Below are 21,482 nucleotides of genomic sequence, written 5' to 3' on the forward strand. Positions count from 1 at the left end.
CAGCTCGCGCAGCGCGTGGCGCAAGGGGTCGTCGGCGGTCAGGATCAGCGCTTTGACCAGGTTGACCGCGGCGGTGCGGGCGTCGCTGTGGTGGCCTTGTGGTTCGTCCGGTTCTCGCCGCCCCCTTTAGCGCCGGCAGCGTGCTGGTGGACTCGCACGATCGTCGAATCCACCGACACCAGCCAGTCGATGTCCCCGGCCGCGTCCGCGTCGCCCTGGACCCCGGCGAGCATCCGCTCGAACGTGCCATCGAGGGCCCACCTGCGGAAACGGGTGTAGATCGACTGCCAGGATCCGTATCGAGCGGGCACGTCCCGCCACGCCGCACCGGCCCGGATCTTCCACACGATCTCGTTGAGCACCCGCCGGTCATCGACCCGCGGCCGACCACCGGTCACGGCCGACGGCAGGTATCTCGACAGCGCTTCCCACTCGACGTCAGACAACTCATAGCGACGACCCACGCGCTACATCATCCGACACCAAGATCCTTTGAAGACACCGCCTAGCGGCTACCGGCTGACTCCGGCAGCGACACGTCGGCCTGGTGGAGCGACGGTGTACCAGTCCCTTCCTCGGCATCGCTGCTGGAGGCTCGGGCGTCGGCCAGCACTTCTGCGGGGACGTGCCGCTCGAGGAATCGTCGAGCCAGCCGAGTCGACGGATGGATGGCGATCGTGGCCACCAGGATGATGCCGGCGATCACCAGCCAGCCGGCAGCACCCCAGTTCAACGCGAGGAACGTGTACACCGCCGGCGCCCAAACCTTGCCCAGTGTGCCGCTCAGCTCGGCCGCGCCCTGGTAGGCGCCGCGCTGGCGCGGGTCCATCAGCTCGGCTTCGAAGGACCAGCTCGCCGCCGAGAGGTAGAGCTCAGCACCCGTCACAGTGACGTGGCCCAGCCAGACCAGAAAGATCGTCACCCAGCCGACGGTGTCGTGCGTCGCGAGCGTGATCAGGCAGGAGAGGACGAAGAAGGTTGAGGACAGCCGAATCGCCTTGAGCGCGGTCGGCAAGTCCCTGACGCCGCGGGAGGTGACCATCGGCAGGAAAATGCACATCACCGTGTTCGTGGCGAACAGGAAAGCTAGCACCACCCGCGGAGCGTCGGTCTGCTCGACCAGCCAGAGTGGAATGACGAGGTTCAGCAACACCTGGTTCGTCCAGAACACCCCACCGAAGAACGTGGTGAGCAGCCAACCGGGGTTACGCAGGGGACCCGGCCCGGGTATGCGCACCTTGCGGTCCTCTGGGCTGCGTTCATCGTGCGAAGCCCGCGGCAGCCGCGTGACCGCGGCCGCGTTGACCAGGAAGACCGCGGCGGTGAACCAGGGCAGTGCGTGCAGCACGTCGTTGGAGTGGAATGCGAGCGCGATTCCACCCATGACGGAGCCGAGGGTGAAGCCGAGGTTGAGCGCGGAGTACATGTAAGCGCGTGACTTCACCCGCTCGTCTGGTGGCAGCACATCGATCGTGTATGCCCCGAACGCGGCGCCGCCGAGCGCACCGATCACCTCCATGCAGACGGCCATGGTGACGTAGCCCTCGAAATCAGTGATGAACGGCCAGACGGCGAACATCGCCGCCTGCCCGGCGGCGCTGACCGCCCACATCTTCTTCGGTCCGTAGCGGTCGACCAGCTTGCCCATCGGTACGGCGGCAAGGAAGGCGGCGATGCCGGCGATCGTCAGGCCGAGACCGACCTGAGCAGCGGACAGCCCGACGATCTTGGTGAAGAACACCGCGGATCCGGTCATGAACGTGCCTTGGCCGAGCGCGAAGAGCAGCGACTGCACCGAGAGGCGGCCAGCCAGCGGCGACGGTGGGCGGGCACGGCTAAGGAGGGCTGAGAGCGTCACCTCGGGATTTTCTAGGGGCGGTACGACAGTTGTCGCGCCATTTACACGCCCCGACGGACCACCGCCGGCGACGGATCCCGCAACAGCGGAAGCACCTCCTGCGCAACAACCGCCTCGATTAGGCGCAGGCCCCGTACCGCCTGGGCACGGACCCGCCTCAACCAGGGTGCGCAAAGCCGCTTCAGCTTCGTCGGCACGCCCACCACGCTCCTGCGGAAAGCTCTGGGTCGGCTACTTCGACGAAGGTGTGTACGGCAACTTCGGTTGGGGTGGACCGGGGCCCGCACCGATCGGCGCGACCGGCATCGCCCGGTTCACCGAGACCCTGCACCCCGAGTGGCACTTCCCCACCGACGACCTCAGCCCGATCGACGACTGCTACGCGCTCAACGTCGGGCTGCCCGGCTGCACTGACGACGACAGTGTCGAGGGGCGTGCCCGCCAGTAGCTTGACCGTGATCTCGGCGTACCGCTCCCCCTGGCGTTTTCCACGTCCTGGTCGACCTGGAATCGGGGGCCGTCGGCCTCGTCGCGGGCCTTCTGCTCGCTCTGATACTGCTGAGCGCGAGCTGGTTCTCGGCCGCCCGCGCCTGCCTCTCCGCCGGGTCGGCCGACACCGGGCGCTCTCGGCCTGGCTCTTGGCGATCACCGCCCGCCATACCGCCACCCCAGCAGCCGCGACCGCGGCCCCTGCCGGTACCCAAGTCGACCGGTCTATGTTCATCGCCCAGCCCCACGCCGTGTCGCTACGGTCGTGCGGGCTACGCGACCGGCACAGCGGCTTTGTACCCTCGTAGGGGCCAAGGGTCAGGGCGTACCCCGCCGTCGGTAATGCGGTCGGTCAGATGGCCGATCAGGGTGCGACGACCGTGGCGGGCCATCCGTACTCTCACAGTCGTGTTGGCGCCCCCTCTTTGGCTCGCCGGGTGGCTGGCCACGGCCGAACTCGGAGACGTCGCGACGTGGATCTCCGCGATCGCGAACGTGGCAACTGTCGTTCTCGCCCTGGTCGCGTCCCTGGTCGGCCTCCGGATCTATCGCATTGAGTCCGGTCGCGACCAACGGGCCGAGGATGAGCGACGGGAGCGCGCCGCCGAGCAGAGGCGCCACCAAGCGGCCTCTGTGTCCGTCTGGTACGCGTTCGTCGTGGCGCCAGTACCCCCCAACATCATCAGGCAACGACCCCTGATGGCCTGGGCTGCCCAGATCCTCAATGCCTCCACCCTCCCCGTGTACGACGTGCGTCTCGTTTTTCACGGCACCGGCACGACGAAGGCATCCGAACTCGCAGCGGCGGCGGACCCAATCCGGGTCGTGCCTCCACACCAAGAGCCGGTCACTGTCGCAATGCCCCGCGCCCTGAGGACCAAAGTCCCGTACAGCGAGTCGGACAGCATCGAGGTGAGTTTGGAGTTCCGCGACGCGGCTGGAAGACGTTGGCTGCGCGACCGGAATGGTTTCCTGCTCGACGTGACGCCGATGGCGGCTACGCACCTATCTGCCGTCAAACAGTGACCCGACCGGCCCCACAAGCGCTCAAGGCGCTGGGCTGAGCCTCGCCGAAGTAGCCTTCCTCTCACCGAGCAGCAGCGGCACGTCGTACACCGGCATGTCCGGACGGGCCCGGGCGTAGCGGACCCTATGACGCCATCGCTGATGCTCGAACGCTGTGTCTGCCTCGATCCATCACCACGTGGGCTTGGCCTGCACGTACCGCGGCGGCTCCGGGCGGTCCAGGTGCCCCGACCAGGACGCGGGCAGGCAGCTTCGGCCACGGTGCACCACCGGGGCGCTGTGCCGCTGCACAGCCCGTGGCGGAGAAAGCATCCCGCCGAGATCTTCCCGATGGCTGGCGCTCAGCGGGTGGGTGCGGCCGGTGTACCGCAGCTTCCCGCGCCGGTCGAACCGGCCGAGCGGCACCGTGTCCGGGTTGCGGAGGACGACTTGCCGATATTCCGGTACGAGCGGCCCCTCCCCCACGGCCACGACTTCCCCAAGGGCGGGCACCAGGACGGGGTGAAGGTTTCTCGAAGCGCCCACCGCCGCCCACAGGCCCAGCCCGGCAAACTGGCCACCCCAGACGCTTCGGTGATCGAACATTTGTACGATGCGCTGGTGGAGAACGTGGCGGGACGCTGGTGGAACGGCATCTGGGGGCGCTTGGGCCGCCGGGATGTGTGGCTGACCCGTGAGGTCCGGTGGAAGGTCGTCGCCCGCGCTGGCGACAGCGAGAACGGCCGGGTGCTGCGCTGGGCGTTTGACACCGAGGCGGATGCCCTGGCGATGGTCAAGCGCCTTCTCGCCGCCGACGCGGGGGGCATCTGGCGCAAGCAAGACGGCGATGCCGCATCGTCCCCACCGCAGTAGCGGCGTGCGCCCGGCCGGCGGCACGTCCGGCGAACGCCGCCGGCCGGTCGGGGATGCAGGGGGTCAGGAGCTGCAGGTGTTGAGCATGCTTTGCAGCGCGGACTTTTCCGACGACTGCAGCCTCAGGCCCCAGCTGTACTTCACGGTGATCCACATCTTGCTGTAGGTGCACCGGTACGACGACAGCGGCGGCTGCCAGGTCGACGGGTCCTGGTCGCCCTTGGCCTGGTTGACGTTGTCGGTCACCGCGATCAGCTGGGGGCGGGTGAGGTCGTTGGCGAAGCTCTGTCGCCGGCTGGTGGTCCAGGAGTTGGCGCCGGAGCGCCAGGCTTCGGCCAGGGGTACGACGTGGTCGATGTCGACGTCGGAGGCGGCGTACCAGGTGGCCCCGTCGTACGGGCTGTACCAGCGGCCGGAGGTGGCCGCGCAGGAGCTGTCGACCACGACGGAGGTGCCGTCGCGCTTGAGGACCTGCTCGCGGGTGTTGCAGCTGCCGCTGATGGTGATCCAGTGCGGGAACAGGTCCCGTGAGTAGCCGGTGGTGGAGCCTTGGGTCGCGACGGTCAGGGCGTTGAGCTGGGACTGTGCTGTGGCCTTCGACGGGATGCCCGGCGGTGTGGCTGACGCCGGCTGCGCGCTGACGCCGAGCAACGACGCGCTGGCGGCGATGGCGAGGACGACTGCGGCGGTGTGACGTGTGGCGCGTGGGAAACGGGCAGAGAGTCGCGTCATCCGCATGGGGTGCCTCCTCGGCTTTGGTGGTGGACGGAAACCGTCTCTGACGATCATGTCCATCGAGGGGCATGTTTGTGAAGAGGTGAGGAAGCGGCTACGAAGATTCGAGCAGGCGCGGCTTCTCCGGGATGAACCCGGCGCCGAGACCCTCCCAGACGCGGGCCCTTCCGAGGCATTCGCATCGGCCGGCGAGGCGCCGGCACTGCCGAGGCAAGCTGTGGAGGGTCCTTGGCGCCTCTTCGTCGCGGTGGGGCATCGAGCATCTGGCATCTTCCAGCGGCCGCCCTGGCGGTTCCCTGACGATCAGGAAGGGAGGTGAGGGTCGTTCGCGCTTACTGTCCAGGGCGTGCGCTGCGGTGATCCCGGCGCGCCGGCGCGCCGGCACGGCCGTCACCGACTCGGTGCACCCGCCTTTCGCGCCGATGCTGGCGAAGTCCGTTGATACCGCGCCCGAAGCACCGGGCGTTGCCTACGAACCGAAGTGGGACGGCTGGCGAGCGTTAGCGTTCCGCCGCCCGAACGGGGTGTACCTGCAATCGAGGGCGGGCCGTGACCTCAGCTCCTACTTCCCGGACATCACCGAAGCGGTGAGCGAAGCCGTGCCAGCAGGGGCGGCCCTCGACGGTGAGCTCGTTGTGTGGGAAGGCGAGCGGACCAACTTCTCCCTGCTGCAACGACGGGTCACCGCCGGCGCACAGCTACCGGCACTGATCGGGCGTCATCCCGCGCACTACGTCGTCTTCGACCTCCTGCGCGCCCCGTCCGGCCGGCCGCTGCTGGACACGCCCCTGATGGAGCGACGTGCCCTGCTGGAGCAGCTGCTCGCTGACGCGCCGGCCCCGCTCACTCTGTCGCCACAGACCACCGACCTTGAGCGAGCCGTCGAGTGGTTGCACACCTGGACAGCCGCCGGCATCGAAGGACTCATGATCAAACGGCTCGACGGGCGGTACGAGCCCGGCCGACGCGGCTGGCAGAAACTCCGGGCCTACCGCACCACCGAAGCGATCATCGGCGGCGTCACCCCCACCATCGACAACCCGCAAACCCTCCTGCTCGGCCGCGTCGACCAGCACGGACGCCTCCGATACACCGGCCGCACCAGCCCCCTACGACCAGCGCAGCGCACCGGACTAGCCGCCCTTCTCACAGCCGACGACCCGACGTCAGAGGTGAAACACCCCTGGCCGCAACCCCTGCCCGCTGCCTGGTCCGGGCAACTCGAGCAGCCACAGCCACTCCCCTACGCCCGGGTCACCCCAACGGTCGTAGCCGAAATCGACGTCGACACCGCCTACGAGCAGCACCGGTGGCGACACCACGTCCGATACCTGCGCCCCCGGCTCGACCTCTCTGCCACCGACGTGCCCCCACTCGAGGATCACGGCTGACGGCACGCACCACCGCCGCAGCGCGCTGAGGCACTGCCGCCCGTACCGCCGGCGGCCTTTCTCGGACAGTCCCCAAACCCAAGCTGCCGACCCGCTCGGCAACGGATCATGACGTTGTCTTCCCGGCCGCCTCGGCCGCCGCCCGGCGGCGTGCCCGTGTTGACTGGCCCTCGGCCGGCGGCGCCTCGATCTCCCTCTCCGGCTTCGTCACCAGTAGCCCGGCCCGGCGCGCGTTGAGGCCCATCCCGGTATCCATGGTCACCAGCCGGACCGGTTGGCCGGCGAGGGTCTGCACCGCGACAGTCCGATCGATGATCTCTACGTCCGGGTCCGGAAGCGGCCGGTGCGCGGGATCGTCGTAGAACATCCGCAGCTGGACCGCGCCGCGGGGCATCTCCCCGCGCTCGGCCATCTCATTCCAGTTGTTGTCATTGGGGCGGATTATCACGGTGCCGTACGGGTCAGGCAGCAGCTTGTCGACAACGGCTAGCGTCACTGAGGCCCGATAGCGGGACTTCTGGTTCCCTGACTCCTTGAGCCGGTCGAACTCCCGGATCACCACCTCGGGAAGCACGAGCAGGACATCCTTGAACCCAACGCCGAGTTCTTCCGCCCACGGGATGCTCGCGATGACCGCCGCCGGGTCGTCGTCTTGAGCCCATGCGGGGTGGGACAGGAACACACTGCTGTCCACAACCGCCAGGGCCTTGCCCGTTACGGCCGTCCACGTTCCGATCTGCTCCCGCAGCGTCTCAAAAGCCGAGGTGAGCGCAGCCTGGCGTTCGGACATCTCGGCCTCGAGCAGCTGGAAGCCCTGCGGTGTACCCATCAGCACCGGATCGACAAGCCGGTAGAAGGCTGGCGTGAACAGGAGCTGGTCCAGGTCGGAACGGGCGATCTGACCACGCAACATCCGGCCGACGTCCAACGCCCACCGCACGTAGCCATCCTGCTTGCCGTAGTTGTTGCTGATCTCGATGGAGGCGGATCGGAGCAGTTCAAGGACGCGATCGCGGTCGACGCCAGGGGTGAGAGTGACGAGCATGCGGCAATCCTGGCAGGGCGGACCGGTCACGGACATCCGTTAACGGCCGCGGCGCACCTGCTGGGCGGCACGGCCGAGCATGATCGACCGAGGTTCCGTGTCGCACCGACTGAAGAACGGTGGCGTCGCTACTGAACCTCAGTGGCGGTAGCCAGTGATGGGCGGCCGCTGCTCAACAAGGACAGGTTGGGCCGCGGCGCAACCGCCAACCCGGCTGCCAGGTCCAACGGCCAAAAATGACGATTACGGGCGCAGTTGCTCGGGCCGGCGGAGGACCTGGTGCCCGTCAGGCCCGTCTACTGGGTCTGCTGGAGAGCGCCATCATGACCGCCGCGCGGGAGCACGGCGTGTGTCGGCCGGGTGGGTGCCGCACATGCCAGCAGGTCTGGTGCGGAATGGCGGCGCTCGTCGCCGACGCCGAGGTCACCCAGGCGCGGATCAACCGGGCGGGAGCGGCGGCGTGAGCGCCCCGGCCGCGCCGCTGGCGCTGCACAGCATGTCCACCGCCGAGTGGAACGACGCCCGAACCGTCCACGAGATCGCGGTGCGGCAGAGCTCGACGCTGCCGTGCTTCCACTGCCACAAGCAGCTACTCCAGCACCGCGGCGGCGCGGTCGTATCTGAGGTGCGGCTATCGGCCCCCTCCAGCCAAGATGTTCTGATGCCCGATCCTCACGCCCGGGTCGCCGCCGCCGTAACGGTCGTCGGCCGCCTCCACCAGCTCATGTTCGACGACCTCGACAACACCCGAGGCGGGTTCGGCTGGTGGCACGGTCACCTGGGCCAGGCGCACACCATCTTCGCGAGCGACTACCTGCTCCAGATCACCGGACAGATCGGGTCCTGCCTACGCACGGCCGCGTGGCACGAGCTGGAGTTCCGCGAGCAGGTGTTCGCCGACACCGAGTGGTACCGGCGCAACGCCACGTCAGGACCGAGCCCGATTGCGGAACGAGGCCCGGCGGAGCGACGGCGAGAACACCGCATCGACGCAGCGGTAGCCGGCTTCTTCACCTCCTGCGGTAGTGCGCTGGACGCGATCGCCGGCGCGGCGATCGGCGTACTCAGCCTGCGCACCGACCTGGTGACCGCGTCGTGGGGGTCGATGAAGAAGGCGTGTTCCGGAACGGACAAGGAGCGGGACAAGCTGCTCGCGCCCGCCGGCACCGAGGCCCAGGAAATGCAGGAGAAGGCGCTGAGGGCGATCCTCGACGTTGCCGAGCAGGACCCGCACGGGTGGCTGCCGTGGACGCTCAGCATGCGCAACACGCTGGTACATCGGGCGCACCGCTTCACCGTGCACCATCTCCACTGGACCGATCGGCGCCGGAACCAACTCGCGCACACGGTGCACCTGCCGAGGGACCCGCAGCTCACCGACATCGAGGCTTTCGCGATCGGCACCAAGGTCCACGACATGCTACTGCCGGAGCACGCCGGCGACACGATGGCCGGAGTTCTGGACCAGCTGGTGGCACTCGCCTCCACCGCTGGCGCCGAGCTTGAGGCCGTGTGGCAGCGGCGGCGCGGACAACCCGACCTGCTTCGGCAGGCGACCGAGCAGTGGCCGGAGCTGTACCCGAGGAAGCGCGACCTGTCCGGGTTCGCTGGCTTCGGTGGAACCACCGAGCTCGGGAAGGGTCCAAGCGCAAGCGAAGACAGCATGCACGTCAGCCCGCAGGCCGGGCGCCGGTTCGCGGCTGCACGGATCTTAGACGGGAACCAGGCGTTCTGGCAGGCTCAGTTCACGAAGGGGACGTGACCTGTCACCCGTCCTCGTCCAGCAGCAGGGGTACGTCGTACACCGCGACCGTCTACCGCCCCTGGAGCGGCCAGCGGCGCGAACGGATGCCGTCGGTGATTGTGACCGGCGGGGGGGGGTGTCCCTATGGGTTTGGTCAAGCAGGGACGGGGTTGGTTGGGCGTGGTTGGTAGGGCATCTTGTCGCGGAGCATGGCGAACAGGACGTCGCAGCGGCGGCGGGCGAGGCAGATGAGGGCGGCGTTGTGGCGTTTACCTTCGGCTCGTTTGCGGTCGTAGTAGGCGCGGCTGACAGGGTCTGCGAGGGCGGCGAACGCGGCGAGGAAGAAGGCGCGTTTGAGGTTCTTGTTGCCGCCGCGGGGTGGATGTTCGCCGCGGATGCTGCTGCCGGAGCGCCGGGTGACGGGGGCCAGTCCGGCGTAGGCGGCAAGGTGGCCAGGGGTGGGGAAGGCGGTGCCGTCGCCGACTTCGAGCAGGATCCGGGCTGCGGTCCTGACGCCGATGCCGGGCATCGAGGTCAGGACCTGGGCAAGAGGGTGAGCATCAAGGATCCTCTCGACCTCGCCAGCGACCTGGTCACGTTGTCGCAGGACATCGCGGAGGCTGTCAGCCAGGCGGGGCAGGATCGTCTCGGCTGCCTGGGTGCCCGGGACGGTGACGGTCTGCTCGTCGAGGGCGGTCATGATCTGCTCGACCAGGCGTTCGCCCATGCGTGGTGCATGGACGGCGGCGATCGAGACCAGCTTGCGGCGGCCGGCCTTGCGCAGCCCGACTGGGCCGCCGCAGCGGGACAGCAGCTCCAGGACCGCCTTGTGGTGGATCTTGGGGCCGAGGACTCGTTCCAGGGCGGGATGGATCTGCGTCAGCAAGCCACGGATCCGGTTGGACACGCGGGTGGCTTCGCCAGCGAGGTCGTCGTCGAAGCCGACGAGGACCTCCAGTTCGGCCAGGGTCTCGTCACCGACGTCGACCCGGCGCAGCGTGTGGGGCAGGGTGCGGGCGGCGTCAGCGATGACATAGGCATCCCGGGCGTCGGTCTTCGCGCTACCGGGGTGCAGGTCAGCGATGCGCCGCATCGCCAGGCCGGGCAGATAGGCCACCTGATGCCCGGCCGCCCGGGCGACCGCGACTGGCAGGGCGCCGATCGAGGCTGGCTGATCGACCACCACCAGGACCCGACCATGGCGGGCGAGTTTGTCGAACAGCTGCCGCAGCCGGGCCTCGGTGTTCGGCAACGCCGCGTCGTGCAGCCGCTTGCCGTCCGGGCTCAACCCGACCGCGTGGTGATCACCTTTGCCGACGTCCAAGCCGAGGTAGACGCCGTATCCGTCGTGCACCAGACCCGCCTCCACGCATCGCTTCGTGGCCCCGGCCGCTGGTCCAGGCGTCGGACTGCCGGCAGCCACGTTACGAAGAGACCTACCCCAACACGGGTGGCCGTGTCCCTATCAGCGGTCCACCGACGCCACCCGACCCGGCGACAACACCCCCCGGATCATCCGAACGACAGGGGCAGGAAGTCATACCGGGCCGGGCGACCGAGGGTCCCCGGCTGGGGACGATCAAAAAGGTAACGGGGGGGGGGACGTCGATCTTGGAGGAGTACGACCGAGGCCAGGTCCGCGTGCTGCCCGCGCCCTCGTGGCAGTCGAGGTGGAAGAGGCACCCACCTGCTCTCTCAGGTCGCGATGCGCTACTGCGGCTGGTCGGTCCAGGACCTGGATGCCTTCTGTGACGCCCTGCGCTACATCGACTTCGCGGGGGTTACGGGCTGGGCTCTGGTCATCCGCCAGTCTGACGAACCGTTCATAGCCGATCCGGCATGGGCGCAGGAGGTCGCCGACATCATCGCCCAGGTCTCGTACGAGCACCTGCTCATCGGCAACAGGTTCCTCGCTCTGTTGCACGCCACAGACCGCACCGTCAAGCTCGGCCGACTCGGTGGCCACGAACACCGGTGGCGCGAACCCCTCGGCAGGGATTCGTAGAAGTCCGGCACGAGACGGCGGACTTGAACCCTGAACCCCTCCGACCGTCTGTGGATCATCTCAGATCGTGCGGATCGGCGTCCTGGCCCCGGCGAGGTTGCTCGTTGCCTTACAGCGGTTGACGGCCCTTGTCGGCGTCAGTTGTGCCCGGCTTGTGCCCGATGATCTCGTCGAGCCCAGCCTGAAACAGGTTGGTACGGCGGCCCGACCGGGTGGGATGCTTGCTGCCGGCAGACCGGGGTCTGGAAGCGCCTGCCGAAGAAGGTTGGAGCATCAGGTGATACGTGACGATGTGAATCCCGAGACGGTCATACTCGCCGTTGCGAAGGCCATCGAGGCGACATTCGACCGTAGTTCCTGGCTCGAGCTGGCACTGTTGACCGATACCCGGGACGTTGTTCTGAGCCACCACCGGCTGCTCCGCAGCATGGACTGGGGTGACCCCGACTACTTCGGGAACATTGCCGAAGTAGTCCCTCAGGTGTTGGGCGAGGGTCGGCAACGACGAAGCCGAACAAGTGCTCGAACCAGCTTTCCGAACTTCAAGATCGTGGAGGACTTCCTCGACCTACCCAACTGGCTCCGTCGTTCCGTGCCAGACCTGTACGCGAAGCTGTATGGCGGTCCAGTGCCCGTGGATGCCCTCCAAGCCGCCGCCACCGAGCTAGGCATCACTGACGTGGATGAACATGCCGCCCGCATCCGGCGCGGCCTCCACGACGACCCGGCACAAGCGATCGGGTCGGCGAAGGAACTGTTGGAGACGGTGCTCAAGTCAATCCTCGGCCTGCACGGCACCGGCAGAGAGACCAGGCTCGATATTCCCGAGTTGCTGAAGAAGGCGAATGTCCAGCTGGGGCTGGATCCTGCGGGGGTCCGAGCTCGTGACCCCGGCGCCGAGCAGCGGCGGAAGGCGTTGGGAGCACTCAGTCAGTTAGTGGTCTCGACTGCTGAGCTGCGTAATGCTGGCTTCGGCACGGGCCATGGCGTCAGCCAGCGGCCGGAGCTGGACGTGGCAACCGCCCGGCTCGTGGTCGCCGCGGCCACTGCAGCAGCCACCTTCTACCTAGAAGCACACGCCGCAGACGACGACTAAAACGGGTAGCACTACCAGCTCTAAAACCTCCCTGGCTATCGGTGTGGATGAGCGCGGCGGCCGAGTCTCGATGATCCTGCCTCAGCGGCACGCCCTGCGCGCCCTCGTGACGCCTCGCTTACAAGCTCTGTGCGTCGCGTCCGCACACGTCCGGCAACGGCTGCACGCTCAGGGTTTCGTCTGTGCCAGCGCTCGTCAGTGCGCTGCGGGCTGAATTGATCAAAAGTTGGCTTGCCTCAACCTTACGGTCCTTCTAGCGGCGGTCGATTGCGGGAGACGGGAAGCCCCTCGCTCGAGGATGTTTCCGACGGGACACACTCGTGTCTGTTGGACCTGGTCCGACCGCACAAAGGGCACGTCGTTCTCAACTCGCCCCGCCGGGCCAATAAAAGAGAGAGCTTGTATTTGAACCATGCCTCGCAGCGTGCTGGCTCCCCGAACGGCTGAACCACGACCCAGCCAGTCCGCGTAGGCTGGTGCAGGTAAGAGACCCTGAACTCGGATGGCTTTACGCCGGCTGCAGCAGACAGTTTTTTCGCATGACGCAACAGGGGGTCAAGTTCGCTGTCGGGCGGGCCTACCTCGTTAGTCGACGAGGCATTGGCGCTCTCGACGACGTTGAACCTGTCCAGCTGCCCATTTGTGGACACATAGTCGAACCCTAGGTCTGCGGGCAGTCCGGGGGGAATGTCTGTCGCAAAGGCCCGGAGCCTGAGGCTTGCGGAGAAGTCGCGTCCAGGGAGGTCAAGGAGCGGGAGGTTGACGAGAAGGCCCTGGCCTTCCTCGTAAGTCTTCACAGCCCCACGAAACTCGGAAATAATTTTGGTGACCCTGACCAACGCGCCCGTGCCCGGTGCAACTGTGTCAACGGCAAGCGCAGCCGACTTCCATAGAATCGCCTGCACGGCGCTTACCATCGCAGATTCAATCAGGTGATCGGCGCGGTTTAAGTCGGAAAACCGAGGGACCTCCGAGGGGCTTGTTTCCTCGCGGGGCCGCCAACGTTCGACAGATTCCGGAAACACCACTTTGGGTTCCGGGATCAAGTTGCGGTGGCGAGTTTCCGACGGTTCCTCCGGCCCGATGTGGAGCGACGGGATTTCTTGGGGGACATCGGGGGATCCTGTTCGCTCTCGGGGTTTGTCTTCCCCGGCATCAGAAACTTCTCTCATGAGGAGATAGTCCTCTCTCGAGGGGCAGACATCTGTCGTGTTCCTGTCCCAACCCTTCAGCCTTCCGTCTCCGAGGCGGACACCGGTACTGGTAGGCCCGGGGTCGTCGAGTTCGCCGGCCATGTCAACCTGCTGGGTATCGTCCGCAGCATGACGTCGTGGTCCCCGACCGTCCGGTCAGGCTGGCCGTTGTCTGCTCGCTTGGCTGCTGGGAAAGCCGCGGATGCCTCACTCGCACGTCCTCCGATGCCAGGCCCCGCAAACCGCCATTGCCTGCCAGTCCACCAAGGGGCGCGATGATCTCGCCCAAGGGGGGTGAAGACGACGCACCCGAAGGGGGTCAGGGGCCAGGCGAGCAGATCACCGACGTCCGGGTGCAGAAGGCCCGTGCCGATCTCGAAGCGGCCCGCGTCCTGGTTTGACGCCCGCCGCCAGCGAAGTCATAGAAGACGGCCTACCACCTCACACGCTTTCGAGGTCTGCGACCTACCGTTCAGCCACTGCCGCCCGAATGCTCGACCGAGGTTAGAAACCTCCGGCCAGCAGCGGCGAACCATGACACACGCCGGTGAACGAGACCACGAATGAGACCACGGCATCGACCGAATCAGCCCCGGCCGCCTTACTCACTTCAGGTTGACGGCTGCGTCGCCGATCATTGCGGTGGTGAGCTTGACGCCGGTCGCCACCGGGAAGACCAACTGGTTCTTGTCGCTCATGCCCGGGTTGACCGTGCCCTGCGCCCAGGTCCATCCCTCGTAGAGACGGCCCTGTGCATCGGTCCCAGTCAGGTTGGCGTTGGTCTCCCCGAAGAACTCCGCGGCGGCCCTGCCGACGTTGGTATACGTAAGCTCAACGACGCAGGCGTCCTCGCTGCCCGCGATGTCCTGCTGGTCGCCGAGGCTCGTTCCGCTGGGCGAGGTCAGCTTCTCAACGGCGGCGCAGCGGAAGCCGATCACCTTGATGCGCCAGCCGTTCGTCTCGAACGCTTGGCCGACGCGGTAGGTCGGCATCCCCTGCTCACCCTCCTCGGGTGCCGCTGACGACAGCGACGGCGACTGACTCTCGACGGTCACGCTGGGAGTCCCACTGGGAGTCGCCGTCGGCTGCGACGCCGCGTCGTTCGTACCGTCGCACCCAACGAGCGCAACGAGACCGACGAACGCGATCATGCCGGCTCTCTTCATCAGAGGCTCCTTCTCGTCGCTGCCGACAAGAGCTGCGGACATCTGGATGCATTAATTGGTTGCCTGCACATTGGCAGGGTAAGGCCGACGGGCTTGAGTCCGAACCCCTCTGGCGGGCTGTGCATCGTCTCAAAACGGGCGGATCGCGTCCTGACCTGAGCGAGGCCTCTCGTTGCCTTACAAGCTGCCAGCCCTTATCAGTGCCAGATGCGCCCGGCCTGTGCCCGACGATCTTGCTATGCCATGGAGTGGTGCGAGCATCTTCGTCGTTACGTGATCGTTCCGTACGGCATCGGGTCGATATCCCTCGATGTCGATACCGCCGCTTGCTGCCTCGCCGCTGCCTCCAGCCTCGTCCTCGCCCTTGGCTGACGTCGTCCATCGTCGGTTGGCATCGCACGAGCAAACGGGCAAGATCGGCCCGTGCCTCACGAAGAACCCTTTCTCCGCTGCGAGGTGGTCGCATGGGTCAGCCAGGTTTCCCAGGCTGGGTGCGCGTCCGCATGGTCGACGCTGACGGGAAGTCGTGGTTCTTCGTCGACAAGATCCCCGTCTTCACCGGTGGTCAGCTAAACGCCGACACTCGTCTGCCAGCACCAGTTCGCGTGCGATGCAGCATCGTCGGCCAGGAAGAAGACGGTGCCCTAGTCATCTCCACCCAGCCGGATGGGGTCGAAGCAGAGGTTGGGCAGACGCTGTTCCGGGTGCGCGGGGACCAGCTGGACCGACACACTGTCTAGAGGGATGGCGGTTCACCGCCGACTGCGCCTACTAGCAGCGGAAATGGCGCTCTGCGACCAACGCTCGCCATGATCATTCCGCGAATAGTCCGGATTTCGTACTGACTCCTCGGCTACTGACTCCTCGGCGCCGACCCCGACCTATCCGTCCGCAACCGCCCCTTGGCAGTGACCTGCTGGTCGGTAGCTCGCGCCAAGAGGCACTTGGTGGCCGGCCGACGGAGTTGACATCGACTGCTACGACTGAACCAGTAACCTGGACCTTGAGCGCTAGGAAACTCGGGATGATCGTGCTCATCACCGCAATCGCCGGCGTCTTGGGCGTGATCGGATCGTTGCTCTTCAGTGGCTGGCAGACGCGACAGCTAATCGAGCAGAGCAAGCTACAGAATGCGGTAGCCGGCACTACGGGTGTTCAACAGCCCATGGAACTGCTGCACGGAGTACTACGCATGTTGTTCGAAGAGCCATCGCTCCGCCCGTACCTGTACGAACGCAAAGCTTGCCCGACGGCGGGGGACAAGCGGGCGCGGGTCCTGACCGTTGCGGAGATGTTCGGCGATGTCCTAGAGGTTGGCTTGCACAGCACGACAACCATCGCTTCAACCGACGCGCAGGAAGACTGGTTGGACTATGCGCGCTTCTTGCTCGGGCACAGCCCTGCGCTCGTTGAGGTCGTCGGTACACACCCCAAGTGGTATCCGGCTCTAGCCGCCATGCTGATGGAACCTGCGCTTCTCGGCTCCGCCGCCGCATCCTTGCCCTCGCAGGGCCGACCGGGTACCTGATTCAAGCCCACCAAAACACTCCGCCTTCCGTTTACAAGCTGCGTGCGGGACGCCCGTTCCCGTCTGGGAGCGGCCGTCAGCTCGAAGCAGCGTCCATCCCTGGTCCCGCTGGTGCGTCGGCGTCCGGTGCGGTTGCTGCCAGCGTTGCTGTCGGCAGCGGTCCCGCGGCCTACTCCCTGCGCGGGGCCTCTCCCTCACGCACACGTGGCATCGGCGCGATAGCCATCCCACCGGCAACACGCTTTCCAAGTCTGCTCGTCCCCGTACGCGCTTGACCGGGTCGGTTCGCTACCAATGCAACTCGACCAGTGGTTCGTCTACGGTCGCCCCCGCACGGTCACGAACGAGACGACAAGTGAGACGAAGAGCGAGGGTGGCGTCGCTGCTTGGCCTCGACGCTCATGGGAGGTCAGTTACCGCTGCCATCGATCCGCGACCGGCGCGAGCAAGTGCGACCCCCGTCGGGAGACCGGCTGGACCTGTCCGCCGGCTGCGCTCACAACTTTGCGACTGCGTCCTCGAACTTCTTCGCCTGCGACGGTTTCACCTTCCCGGTCAGCCGCACCAGGATCCGCCTGTCCGCCGGTCGATAGTGGTACTCGGTGCCGAGGATCTGAGCGCCCTTCAGGGCGTCCTGGATGTACGTCGATCGGGCGTCGGCGTCCCCTGCCGTCGCGAACACCTCGACCACCAGGCCGCGATCGATGCCGTACTTCTCGGCGTCCTTGTCACCTCCCGGCACGTCCGCTGAGGCACGGGAGGTGTACTGCCCAGGGCGACCGAGCTTGTCATTGGGATCAGTGTTCTCGTCCTGTTCGACGGTATTCGACAGCGGAAGCCCAGCAGCGGTGAGAGCCCCAACCACGTCCTTGGCGCCCATCGCCGGCTTCTCGCTGGGGCTCACGGGGGCGGCCGGCGTCGTGGCACTCGCAACCGCCGCCGGTCCTGCAGCGGCTTGAGGCTGGCTGTTGCCACAGCCTGCAGAGCGAGGGCCAGAGCAGCGACGGCGCTGGTTGTGGCGAGCTGGGAACGATACAACAGGACTCCTTACGTGACTTGCCACGCAGAAGCCGCGCGGCCTCGCCATGGTCCACAAATCGCGTTGGTCACGCCATCGTCCGCGCGGTCGATCATCTTTCGGCTAGTCGACCGACAATCGGTCCGGCTGATTTCCTGTCACAAGCGCAGATCGAGGAGTCCCTTGATGCTGAGGATTCTTTCCCAGCCGACTCCCCCACCCCGCCAAGCGGGCGCGTTAGAGGAGGCAGTATGCGGACACGAATCACCGACAATCTGCGCCTCAGCAACCTCGAACCCGCTCTTCTCGTGAGATTCCTCCGGCAGAGCCCTGACACCGCGCTCCAAGATTCAACGTGCGAAGGAGAACTGGCCGAGGCTCTCTCGAATTTGGCGGAGGCGGTGTTAATCCGCAGCGTAGTCGCTGACCGCTCTTGGGTTCTCTCTTTGGAAGAGTTTCGCGCGCTAGTGTGTTTAGCTACCGAGGCACAGGTAAAACACGAGTTGGAAGGGCAAGAGCTGATCGGATATCTCGTCGATGTTGTCATGGTCGGCAGCCTCTGAGACGGCACATCAAGTCATGCCGGCAAGATCCTCGGGCACAAGGCGGGCACAACTGACGCCGACAAGGGCTGTCAACCGCTGTAAGGCAACGCAAGAATTCGCGCAGGTCAGCGCGCCGATCTGCCCGCTTCGGCATGATCCCATGCAGCACGAGAGGGGTTCAGGGTTCCAGTCCCTAGCGACGCCACGTCGTGGTTTGGCGCAGCCGACCCCGTGACCGGGCCAGGAGTATCGAGATGACGAAGCCAGCTGGGCCAAACTGATGCCAACCGACTACCGTCGACCCGTGCTCGATCGCGCAACTGTCTTCGACGGATCCGGCCCGTTGGAGGACCCACTCAGCGACGAGGTGCTGCGGGCGGTGGAGGCGCAGCTTGGGCATCAGCTGCCCACCGCGTACGTCGACGTGTCCCGTCGACACAACGGTGGCTCGTTCGCCCGTGACGCCCATCCTGCACCCAGCCGAACATCCTGGGCCGAGGACCCCATTGGCGTGTACACACTCGCGGCGATCGGTCGAACTGCTCGGTTTAGCCTCTGCGGCGAGCTGGGCAGCGCGTTTTGGGTAGCGGAGTGGGGCTACCCCGACATCGGCGTCTACATCGCCGACTGCCCGTCGGCGGGTCACGACATGGTCGCCCTCGACTACCGCTCGCCTGGTGAGCCGGCCGTCGTGCACGTCGATCAAGAGTGGAACTACCAGATCACCGTCCTCGCCCCCGACTTCGAGACCTTCGTGGCAGGCCTCGTCGACGAATCCGAGTACGACGCGAACGCTTGACTCGCGCATTGCGAGTCAGTACCCCGGCGCTGGTCCACCGCCTGGTCCTCCTGCTCACCATCGTGTCCAGGTGCGCGGTCGTTCGCTGCTGCTCGCGGGCTTCGTTGCTCGGCGAACTTAACGATCTTCCGTCGCGGGTGCTTTTCCCTGCGGCCGTCCGTGTTCGTCCCGGACGACAGCGACCCGATGAGCGACCACAGGGCGTCGGTCAGCTCGCAGGGATAGCCACGGGGAGCAGACCGTCCCCGGCCCGCGTATCCGGTCCGCGAGGACCTGCTGTGGGCGGGGCCGGGGCCGGCCGGGCCCGCAGCGGGTGACCCGGATGCGGTCGAGGACCGTGGTGAACTGCCGGCTGTCGCCCCGGTGCCCCTGCCGGCGGGTTCGTGACAGGTGAACATCGCGGAGGCGACGATGTCAGCGCACCATGGGCGGGTGCCGGCGTGCGAGCTGACCACCTCGATGCCCTCCTCGGCGCGCCAAAAGGTGCACCACCTTAGTCAGTTCCTCAGAAGAGGTCCTGGTCGCCGCGCATCCTGCGGGCGAACAGCAGAGCTGGGCGCCGCAGCCACCGCCGCTGACCGGCGCCCCGCCAGGCCTGCCGGTACAGCCGGTTCAGGTAGGGCCCCGACCCTTCCACGTCCGGGGTGCACCGCTCCCACCGCTGGCCGGTCGCGTCCCAGCGGACGTGCCAGCCGAGCTCCTTACTCCCGCTGGGCCGGCCACTTCCCCGTCCAGAACGCGGGCCGCACTCGTGGCCAGCGGAGTTGACCAGCGCCAACAACGTGATGGTCATGCGCCGCAAGTCGATCGGCATCCGCCCCTCATGGCGGCCGCGGATTCGGGCGGCACGGGCTGGTCGGATCCGCCGGCGGCGCTGGGTCGAGTAGCTGTGTTCGGTCGCTTGTGTCGGCGACGCGTGAAAACTGACCCTCAGGCGGCGGGCGAATCTGGACCCCTCTTCCAGTATCGGGAGGGTGTTGAGCGTGGAGGACTGGGCGGAGATTCGTCGCCTGCATCGGTCTGAGGGGATGCCGATCAAGGCGATCGCTCGCAAGTTGGGTGTCGGCCGGAACACGGTGCGGCGGGCGTTGGCGGCGGAGGGGCCGCCTCGGTATTCGCGGCCGGTGAAGCCGTCGATCGTGGATGCGGTGGAGCCGCAGATCCGGGCGTTGTTGCAGCAGTGGCCGACGATGCCGGCGACGGTGATCGCCGAGCGGATCGGCTGGACGCGGTCGTTGACGGTGCTCAAGGACCGCGTGCGTCAGTTGCGGCCGTTGTTCACGCCGCCGGACCCGGCGCAGCGGACGGACTATCTGCCCGGTGAGCTGGCGCAGTGTGATCTGTGGTTCCCGCCGGCGGACGTGCCGTTGGGGTTCGGGCAGACCGGCCAACCGCCGGTGCTGGTCATGGTCTGCGGGTATTCGCGGTGGCTGTCGGCGGTCATGATCCCGTCCCGTCAGGCGCCGGATCTGCTGGTCGGGCAGTGGACGCTGATCTCCGGGTGGGGTCGGGTGCCGAAGGCTCTGGTGTGGGACAACGAACCCGCGGTCGGGCAGTGGCGGGCTGGGCGGCCGCAGCTGACCGAGGCGATGAACGCTTTCCGCGGCACTCTCGGGATCAAGGTGGTGCAGTGCCGGCCGGCGGACCCGGAGGCCAAGGGCCTCGTCGAGCGAGCCAACGGCTATCTGGAGACATCGTTTCTGCCCGGGCGCCAGTTCAGCTCACCAGCGGACTTCAACGCTCAGTTGACCGACTGGTTGGCCCGCGCCAACAACCGCCAGCATCGCAGGCTGGGATGCCGGCCTGCCGACCGGTGGGAGGCTGACCGGACAGCGATGCTGGCGCTGCCTCCGGTCGCCCCGGTGGTCGGCTGGCGGTTGGCAACCCGGCTGCCCCGCGACCATTACGTCCGGGTGGACGCCAACGACTACTCCGTGCATCCATCCGTCGTCGGCCGCCGCGTCGAGGTCACCGCCGACTGCAACCAGGTGCAGGTGTTCTGCGACGGCCGCCTGGTCGCCCGGCATGACCGCTGCTGGGCAGCGCACCAAACGATCACGGACCCGGCCCATCGCCAAGCCGCCGCTGACCTGCGCATCGCCGCCCAACGAACCCCGACGACCGCAGCCGACGCCCAAGTCGAACGCCGGGCCTTGAGCGACTACGACCGCCTGTTCGGCCTCGACGTCGAGGTGGCCGCCTGATGGCCACCAAAACCAGCCGCAACGTCGCCTCGGAGATCGCGTTCCTCACCCGCGCACTGAAGGCACCGTCCCTGGCCGCGTCGGTGGAACGCCTGGCGGAGCGGGCCCGGGCGGAGTCGTGGACGCATGAGGAGTTCCTGGCTGCCTGCCTGCAACGCGAAGTCGCCGCCCGGGAAGCCCACGGCGGTGAAGGACGCATCCGGGCAGCCCGCTTCCCGGCCCGCAAGAGCCTAGAGGAGTTCGACTTCGACCACCAACGCTCCCTGAAGCGGGAGACGATCGCCCACCTTGGCACCCTCGACTTCGTCGCGTCGAAAGAGAACGTCGTCTTCTTGGGCCCGCCCGGCACCGGGAAAACCCACCTGTCCATCGGCCTCGGCATCCGGGCCTGCCAGGCCGGGCACCGGGTCGCGTTCGCCACCGCCGCCCAATGGGTGTCCCGCCTCGCCGACGCCCACCACGCCGGCCGCCTCCAAGACGAACTGGTCAAGCTCGGCCGGATCCCACTGCTGATCGTCGACGAGGTCGGCTACATCCCCTTCGAAGCCGAAGCCGCGAACCTGTTCTTCCAACTCGTCTCCAACCGCTACGAACGAGCATCGCTGATCGTCACCAGCAACAAGCCCTTCGGCCGGTGGGGCGAAGTCTTCGGCGACGACGTCGTCGCCGCCGCCATGATCGACCGACTCGTCCACCACGCCGAGGTCATCTCCATGAAGGGCGACAGCTACCGACTCAAGGACCGCGACCTCGGCCGCGTTCCCGCAGCCACCAAGACCAACGACTAA

General features: G+C 66.9%; 21 protein-coding genes. 13 read left to right on the forward strand and 8 right to left on the reverse strand.

Annotated elements, in window-relative coordinates; all coding sequences use genetic code 11:
* Positions 1–44: 44 nt before the first annotated feature.
* Together ACIBR0_RS26730 and ACIBR0_RS26735 are read right to left on the reverse strand one after the other, a co-directional pair.
* Positions 45–464: an IS5 family transposase gene (locus ACIBR0_RS26730; RefSeq protein ID WP_396720163.1), complete on the reverse strand. Its 420-nt coding sequence runs from the start codon at positions 462–464 to the stop codon at positions 45–47.
* Between the two features lie 41 nt (positions 465–505).
* Positions 506–1,858, reverse strand: a complete 1,353-nt coding sequence (locus tag ACIBR0_RS26735) for an MFS transporter (protein ID WP_396720165.1) — start codon at positions 1,856–1,858, stop codon at positions 506–508.
* A 166-nt stretch (positions 1,859–2,024) separates the two neighbouring features.
* Here ACIBR0_RS26735 and ACIBR0_RS26740 point away from each other — a divergent pair, with 166 nt between their 5' ends.
* The 3 genes from ACIBR0_RS26740 (at position 2,025) to ACIBR0_RS26750 (ending at position 4,225) form a co-directional block, all read left to right on the forward strand.
* Positions 2,025–2,306: a hypothetical protein gene (locus ACIBR0_RS26740; RefSeq protein WP_396720167.1), complete on the forward strand. Its 282-nt coding sequence runs from the start codon at positions 2,025–2,027 to the stop codon at positions 2,304–2,306.
* Between the two features lie 449 nt (positions 2,307–2,755).
* On the forward strand, positions 2,756–3,373 hold the full coding sequence (locus ACIBR0_RS26745; protein WP_396720169.1) for a hypothetical protein: 618 nt from the start codon (positions 2,756–2,758) through the stop codon (positions 3,371–3,373).
* 279 nt (positions 3,374–3,652) lie between these two features.
* Complete coding sequence (locus ACIBR0_RS26750) at positions 3,653–4,225, forward strand: hypothetical protein (RefSeq protein ID WP_396720171.1); 573 nt, start codon at positions 3,653–3,655, stop codon at positions 4,223–4,225.
* Positions 4,226–4,288: 63 nt separating this feature from the next.
* Here ACIBR0_RS26750 and ACIBR0_RS26755 read toward each other — a convergent pair whose 3' ends face one another.
* The gene (locus tag ACIBR0_RS26755) at positions 4,289–4,963 is read right to left on the reverse strand and encodes an HNH endonuclease family protein (protein ID WP_396720173.1); all 675 of its coding nucleotides are present in this window, start codon (positions 4,961–4,963) and stop codon (positions 4,289–4,291) included.
* A gap of 353 nt (positions 4,964–5,316) precedes the next feature.
* Here ACIBR0_RS26755 and ACIBR0_RS26760 point away from each other — a divergent pair, with 353 nt between their 5' ends.
* A complete protein-coding gene (locus ACIBR0_RS26760; RefSeq protein ID WP_396720175.1) occupies positions 5,317–6,351 on the forward strand; it encodes an ATP-dependent DNA ligase in 1,035 nt (344 codons plus the stop codon).
* 106 nt (positions 6,352–6,457) lie between these two features.
* Here ACIBR0_RS26760 and ACIBR0_RS26765 read toward each other — a convergent pair whose 3' ends face one another.
* Positions 6,458–7,396, reverse strand: coding sequence for a PIN domain-containing protein (locus tag ACIBR0_RS26765; protein WP_396720177.1), 939 nt, complete (start codon positions 7,394–7,396; stop codon positions 6,458–6,460).
* 496 nt (positions 7,397–7,892) lie between these two features.
* Here ACIBR0_RS26765 and ACIBR0_RS26770 point away from each other — a divergent pair, with 496 nt between their 5' ends.
* Positions 7,893–9,158, forward strand: coding sequence for a hypothetical protein (locus ACIBR0_RS26770; RefSeq protein ID WP_396720179.1), 1,266 nt, complete (start codon positions 7,893–7,895; stop codon positions 9,156–9,158).
* Between the two features lie 136 nt (positions 9,159–9,294).
* Here the strand turns inward: ACIBR0_RS26770 and ACIBR0_RS26775 are convergent, their stop codons facing one another.
* Entirely contained in the window at positions 9,295–10,494 is a 1,200-nt protein-coding gene (locus tag ACIBR0_RS26775) for an IS110 family transposase (protein ID WP_396720245.1), read from the reverse strand.
* Positions 10,495–10,845: 351 nt separating this feature from the next.
* Between ACIBR0_RS26775 and ACIBR0_RS26780 the strand changes: the two genes are divergently transcribed.
* Together ACIBR0_RS26780 and ACIBR0_RS26785 are read left to right on the forward strand one after the other, a co-directional pair.
* The gene (locus ACIBR0_RS26780; RefSeq protein WP_396720181.1) at positions 10,846–11,145 is read left to right on the forward strand and encodes a hypothetical protein; all 300 of its coding nucleotides are present in this window, start codon (positions 10,846–10,848) and stop codon (positions 11,143–11,145) included.
* 67 nt (positions 11,146–11,212) lie between these two features.
* Entirely contained in the window at positions 11,213–12,241 is a 1,029-nt protein-coding gene (locus tag ACIBR0_RS26785) for an abortive infection family protein (RefSeq protein ID WP_396720183.1), read from the forward strand.
* 1,798 nt (positions 12,242–14,039) lie between these two features.
* Here ACIBR0_RS26785 and ACIBR0_RS26790 read toward each other — a convergent pair.
* Positions 14,040–14,600 carry a hypothetical protein gene (locus ACIBR0_RS26790; RefSeq protein ID WP_396720185.1) on the reverse strand — a complete coding sequence of 187 codons (561 nt, stop codon included), beginning with the start codon at positions 14,598–14,600 and terminating at the stop codon, positions 14,040–14,042.
* 464 nt (positions 14,601–15,064) lie between these two features.
* Here ACIBR0_RS26790 and ACIBR0_RS26795 point away from each other — a divergent pair, with 464 nt between their 5' ends.
* Positions 15,065–15,340 carry a hypothetical protein gene (locus ACIBR0_RS26795; protein WP_396720187.1) on the forward strand — a complete coding sequence of 92 codons (276 nt, stop codon included), beginning with the start codon at positions 15,065–15,067 and terminating at the stop codon, positions 15,338–15,340.
* Between the two features lie 284 nt (positions 15,341–15,624).
* Positions 15,625–16,128 carry a hypothetical protein gene (locus ACIBR0_RS26800; RefSeq protein ID WP_396720189.1) on the forward strand — a complete coding sequence of 168 codons (504 nt, stop codon included), beginning with the start codon at positions 15,625–15,627 and terminating at the stop codon, positions 16,126–16,128.
* Between the two features lie 496 nt (positions 16,129–16,624).
* Here ACIBR0_RS26800 and ACIBR0_RS26805 read toward each other — a convergent pair whose 3' ends face one another.
* The gene (locus tag ACIBR0_RS26805) at positions 16,625–17,008 is read right to left on the reverse strand and encodes a hypothetical protein (RefSeq protein ID WP_396720191.1); all 384 of its coding nucleotides are present in this window, start codon (positions 17,006–17,008) and stop codon (positions 16,625–16,627) included.
* A gap of 389 nt (positions 17,009–17,397) precedes the next feature.
* Between ACIBR0_RS26805 and ACIBR0_RS26810 the strand changes: the two genes are divergently transcribed.
* Both ACIBR0_RS26810 and ACIBR0_RS26815 read left to right on the forward strand, forming a co-directional pair.
* Positions 17,398–17,709, forward strand: a complete 312-nt coding sequence (locus ACIBR0_RS26810; RefSeq protein ID WP_396720193.1) for a hypothetical protein — start codon at positions 17,398–17,400, stop codon at positions 17,707–17,709.
* A gap of 262 nt (positions 17,710–17,971) precedes the next feature.
* Positions 17,972–18,490, forward strand: coding sequence for an SMI1/KNR4 family protein (locus tag ACIBR0_RS26815; RefSeq protein WP_396720195.1), 519 nt, complete (start codon positions 17,972–17,974; stop codon positions 18,488–18,490).
* A 505-nt stretch (positions 18,491–18,995) separates the two neighbouring features.
* Here the strand turns inward: ACIBR0_RS26815 and ACIBR0_RS26820 are convergent.
* Positions 18,996–19,283: a hypothetical protein gene (locus ACIBR0_RS26820; RefSeq protein ID WP_396720197.1), complete on the reverse strand. Its 288-nt coding sequence runs from the start codon at positions 19,281–19,283 to the stop codon at positions 18,996–18,998.
* 181 nt (positions 19,284–19,464) lie between these two features.
* On the opposite strand from ACIBR0_RS26820, the gene istA reads away from it, so the two are divergent.
* Complete coding sequence (istA, locus tag ACIBR0_RS26825; RefSeq protein ID WP_396720199.1) at positions 19,465–20,694, forward strand: IS21 family transposase; 1,230 nt, start codon at positions 19,465–19,467, stop codon at positions 20,692–20,694.
* Positions 20,694–21,482, forward strand: a complete 789-nt coding sequence (gene istB, locus ACIBR0_RS26830) for an IS21-like element helper ATPase IstB (RefSeq protein WP_396720201.1) — start codon at positions 20,694–20,696, stop codon at positions 21,480–21,482. Before istA ends, istB begins: the two co-directional genes overlap by 1 nt.

Origin of the sequence: Micromonospora sp. NPDC049497, assembly GCF_044465805.1 — a bacterium.
Taxonomy (GTDB): Bacteria; Actinomycetota; Actinomycetes; order Mycobacteriales; family Micromonosporaceae; genus Micromonospora.

Coding starts and splice junctions, on each gene's coding strand:
- ACIBR0_RS26815 (WP_396720195.1), top strand. CDS start 17,972: ATGCCAACCGACTACCGTCGACCCGTGCTCGATCGCGCAACTGTCTTC.
- ACIBR0_RS26770 (WP_396720179.1), top strand. CDS start 7,893: ATGTCCACCGCCGAGTGGAACGACGCCCGAACCGTCCACGAGATCGCG.
- ACIBR0_RS26800 (WP_396720189.1), top strand. CDS start 15,625: ATGATCGTGCTCATCACCGCAATCGCCGGCGTCTTGGGCGTGATCGGA.
- ACIBR0_RS26810 (WP_396720193.1), top strand. CDS start 17,398: ATGCGGACACGAATCACCGACAATCTGCGCCTCAGCAACCTCGAACCC.
- ACIBR0_RS26790 (WP_396720185.1), bottom strand. CDS start 14,600: ATGAAGAGAGCCGGCATGATCGCGTTCGTCGGTCTCGTTGCGCTCGTT.
- ACIBR0_RS26755 (WP_396720173.1), bottom strand. CDS start 4,963: ATGCGGATGACGCGACTCTCTGCCCGTTTCCCACGCGCCACACGTCAC.
- ACIBR0_RS26795 (WP_396720187.1), top strand. CDS start 15,065: ATGGGTCAGCCAGGTTTCCCAGGCTGGGTGCGCGTCCGCATGGTCGAC.
- ACIBR0_RS26820 (WP_396720197.1), bottom strand. CDS start 19,283: ATGACCATCACGTTGTTGGCGCTGGTCAACTCCGCTGGCCACGAGTGC.
- ACIBR0_RS26805 (WP_396720191.1), bottom strand. CDS start 17,008: ATGGGCGCCAAGGACGTGGTTGGGGCTCTCACCGCTGCTGGGCTTCCG.
- ACIBR0_RS26765 (WP_396720177.1), bottom strand. CDS start 7,396: ATGCTCGTCACTCTCACCCCTGGCGTCGACCGCGATCGCGTCCTTGAA.
- ACIBR0_RS26780 (WP_396720181.1), top strand. CDS start 10,846: ATGCGCTACTGCGGCTGGTCGGTCCAGGACCTGGATGCCTTCTGTGAC.
- istB (WP_396720201.1), top strand. CDS start 20,694: ATGGCCACCAAAACCAGCCGCAACGTCGCCTCGGAGATCGCGTTCCTC.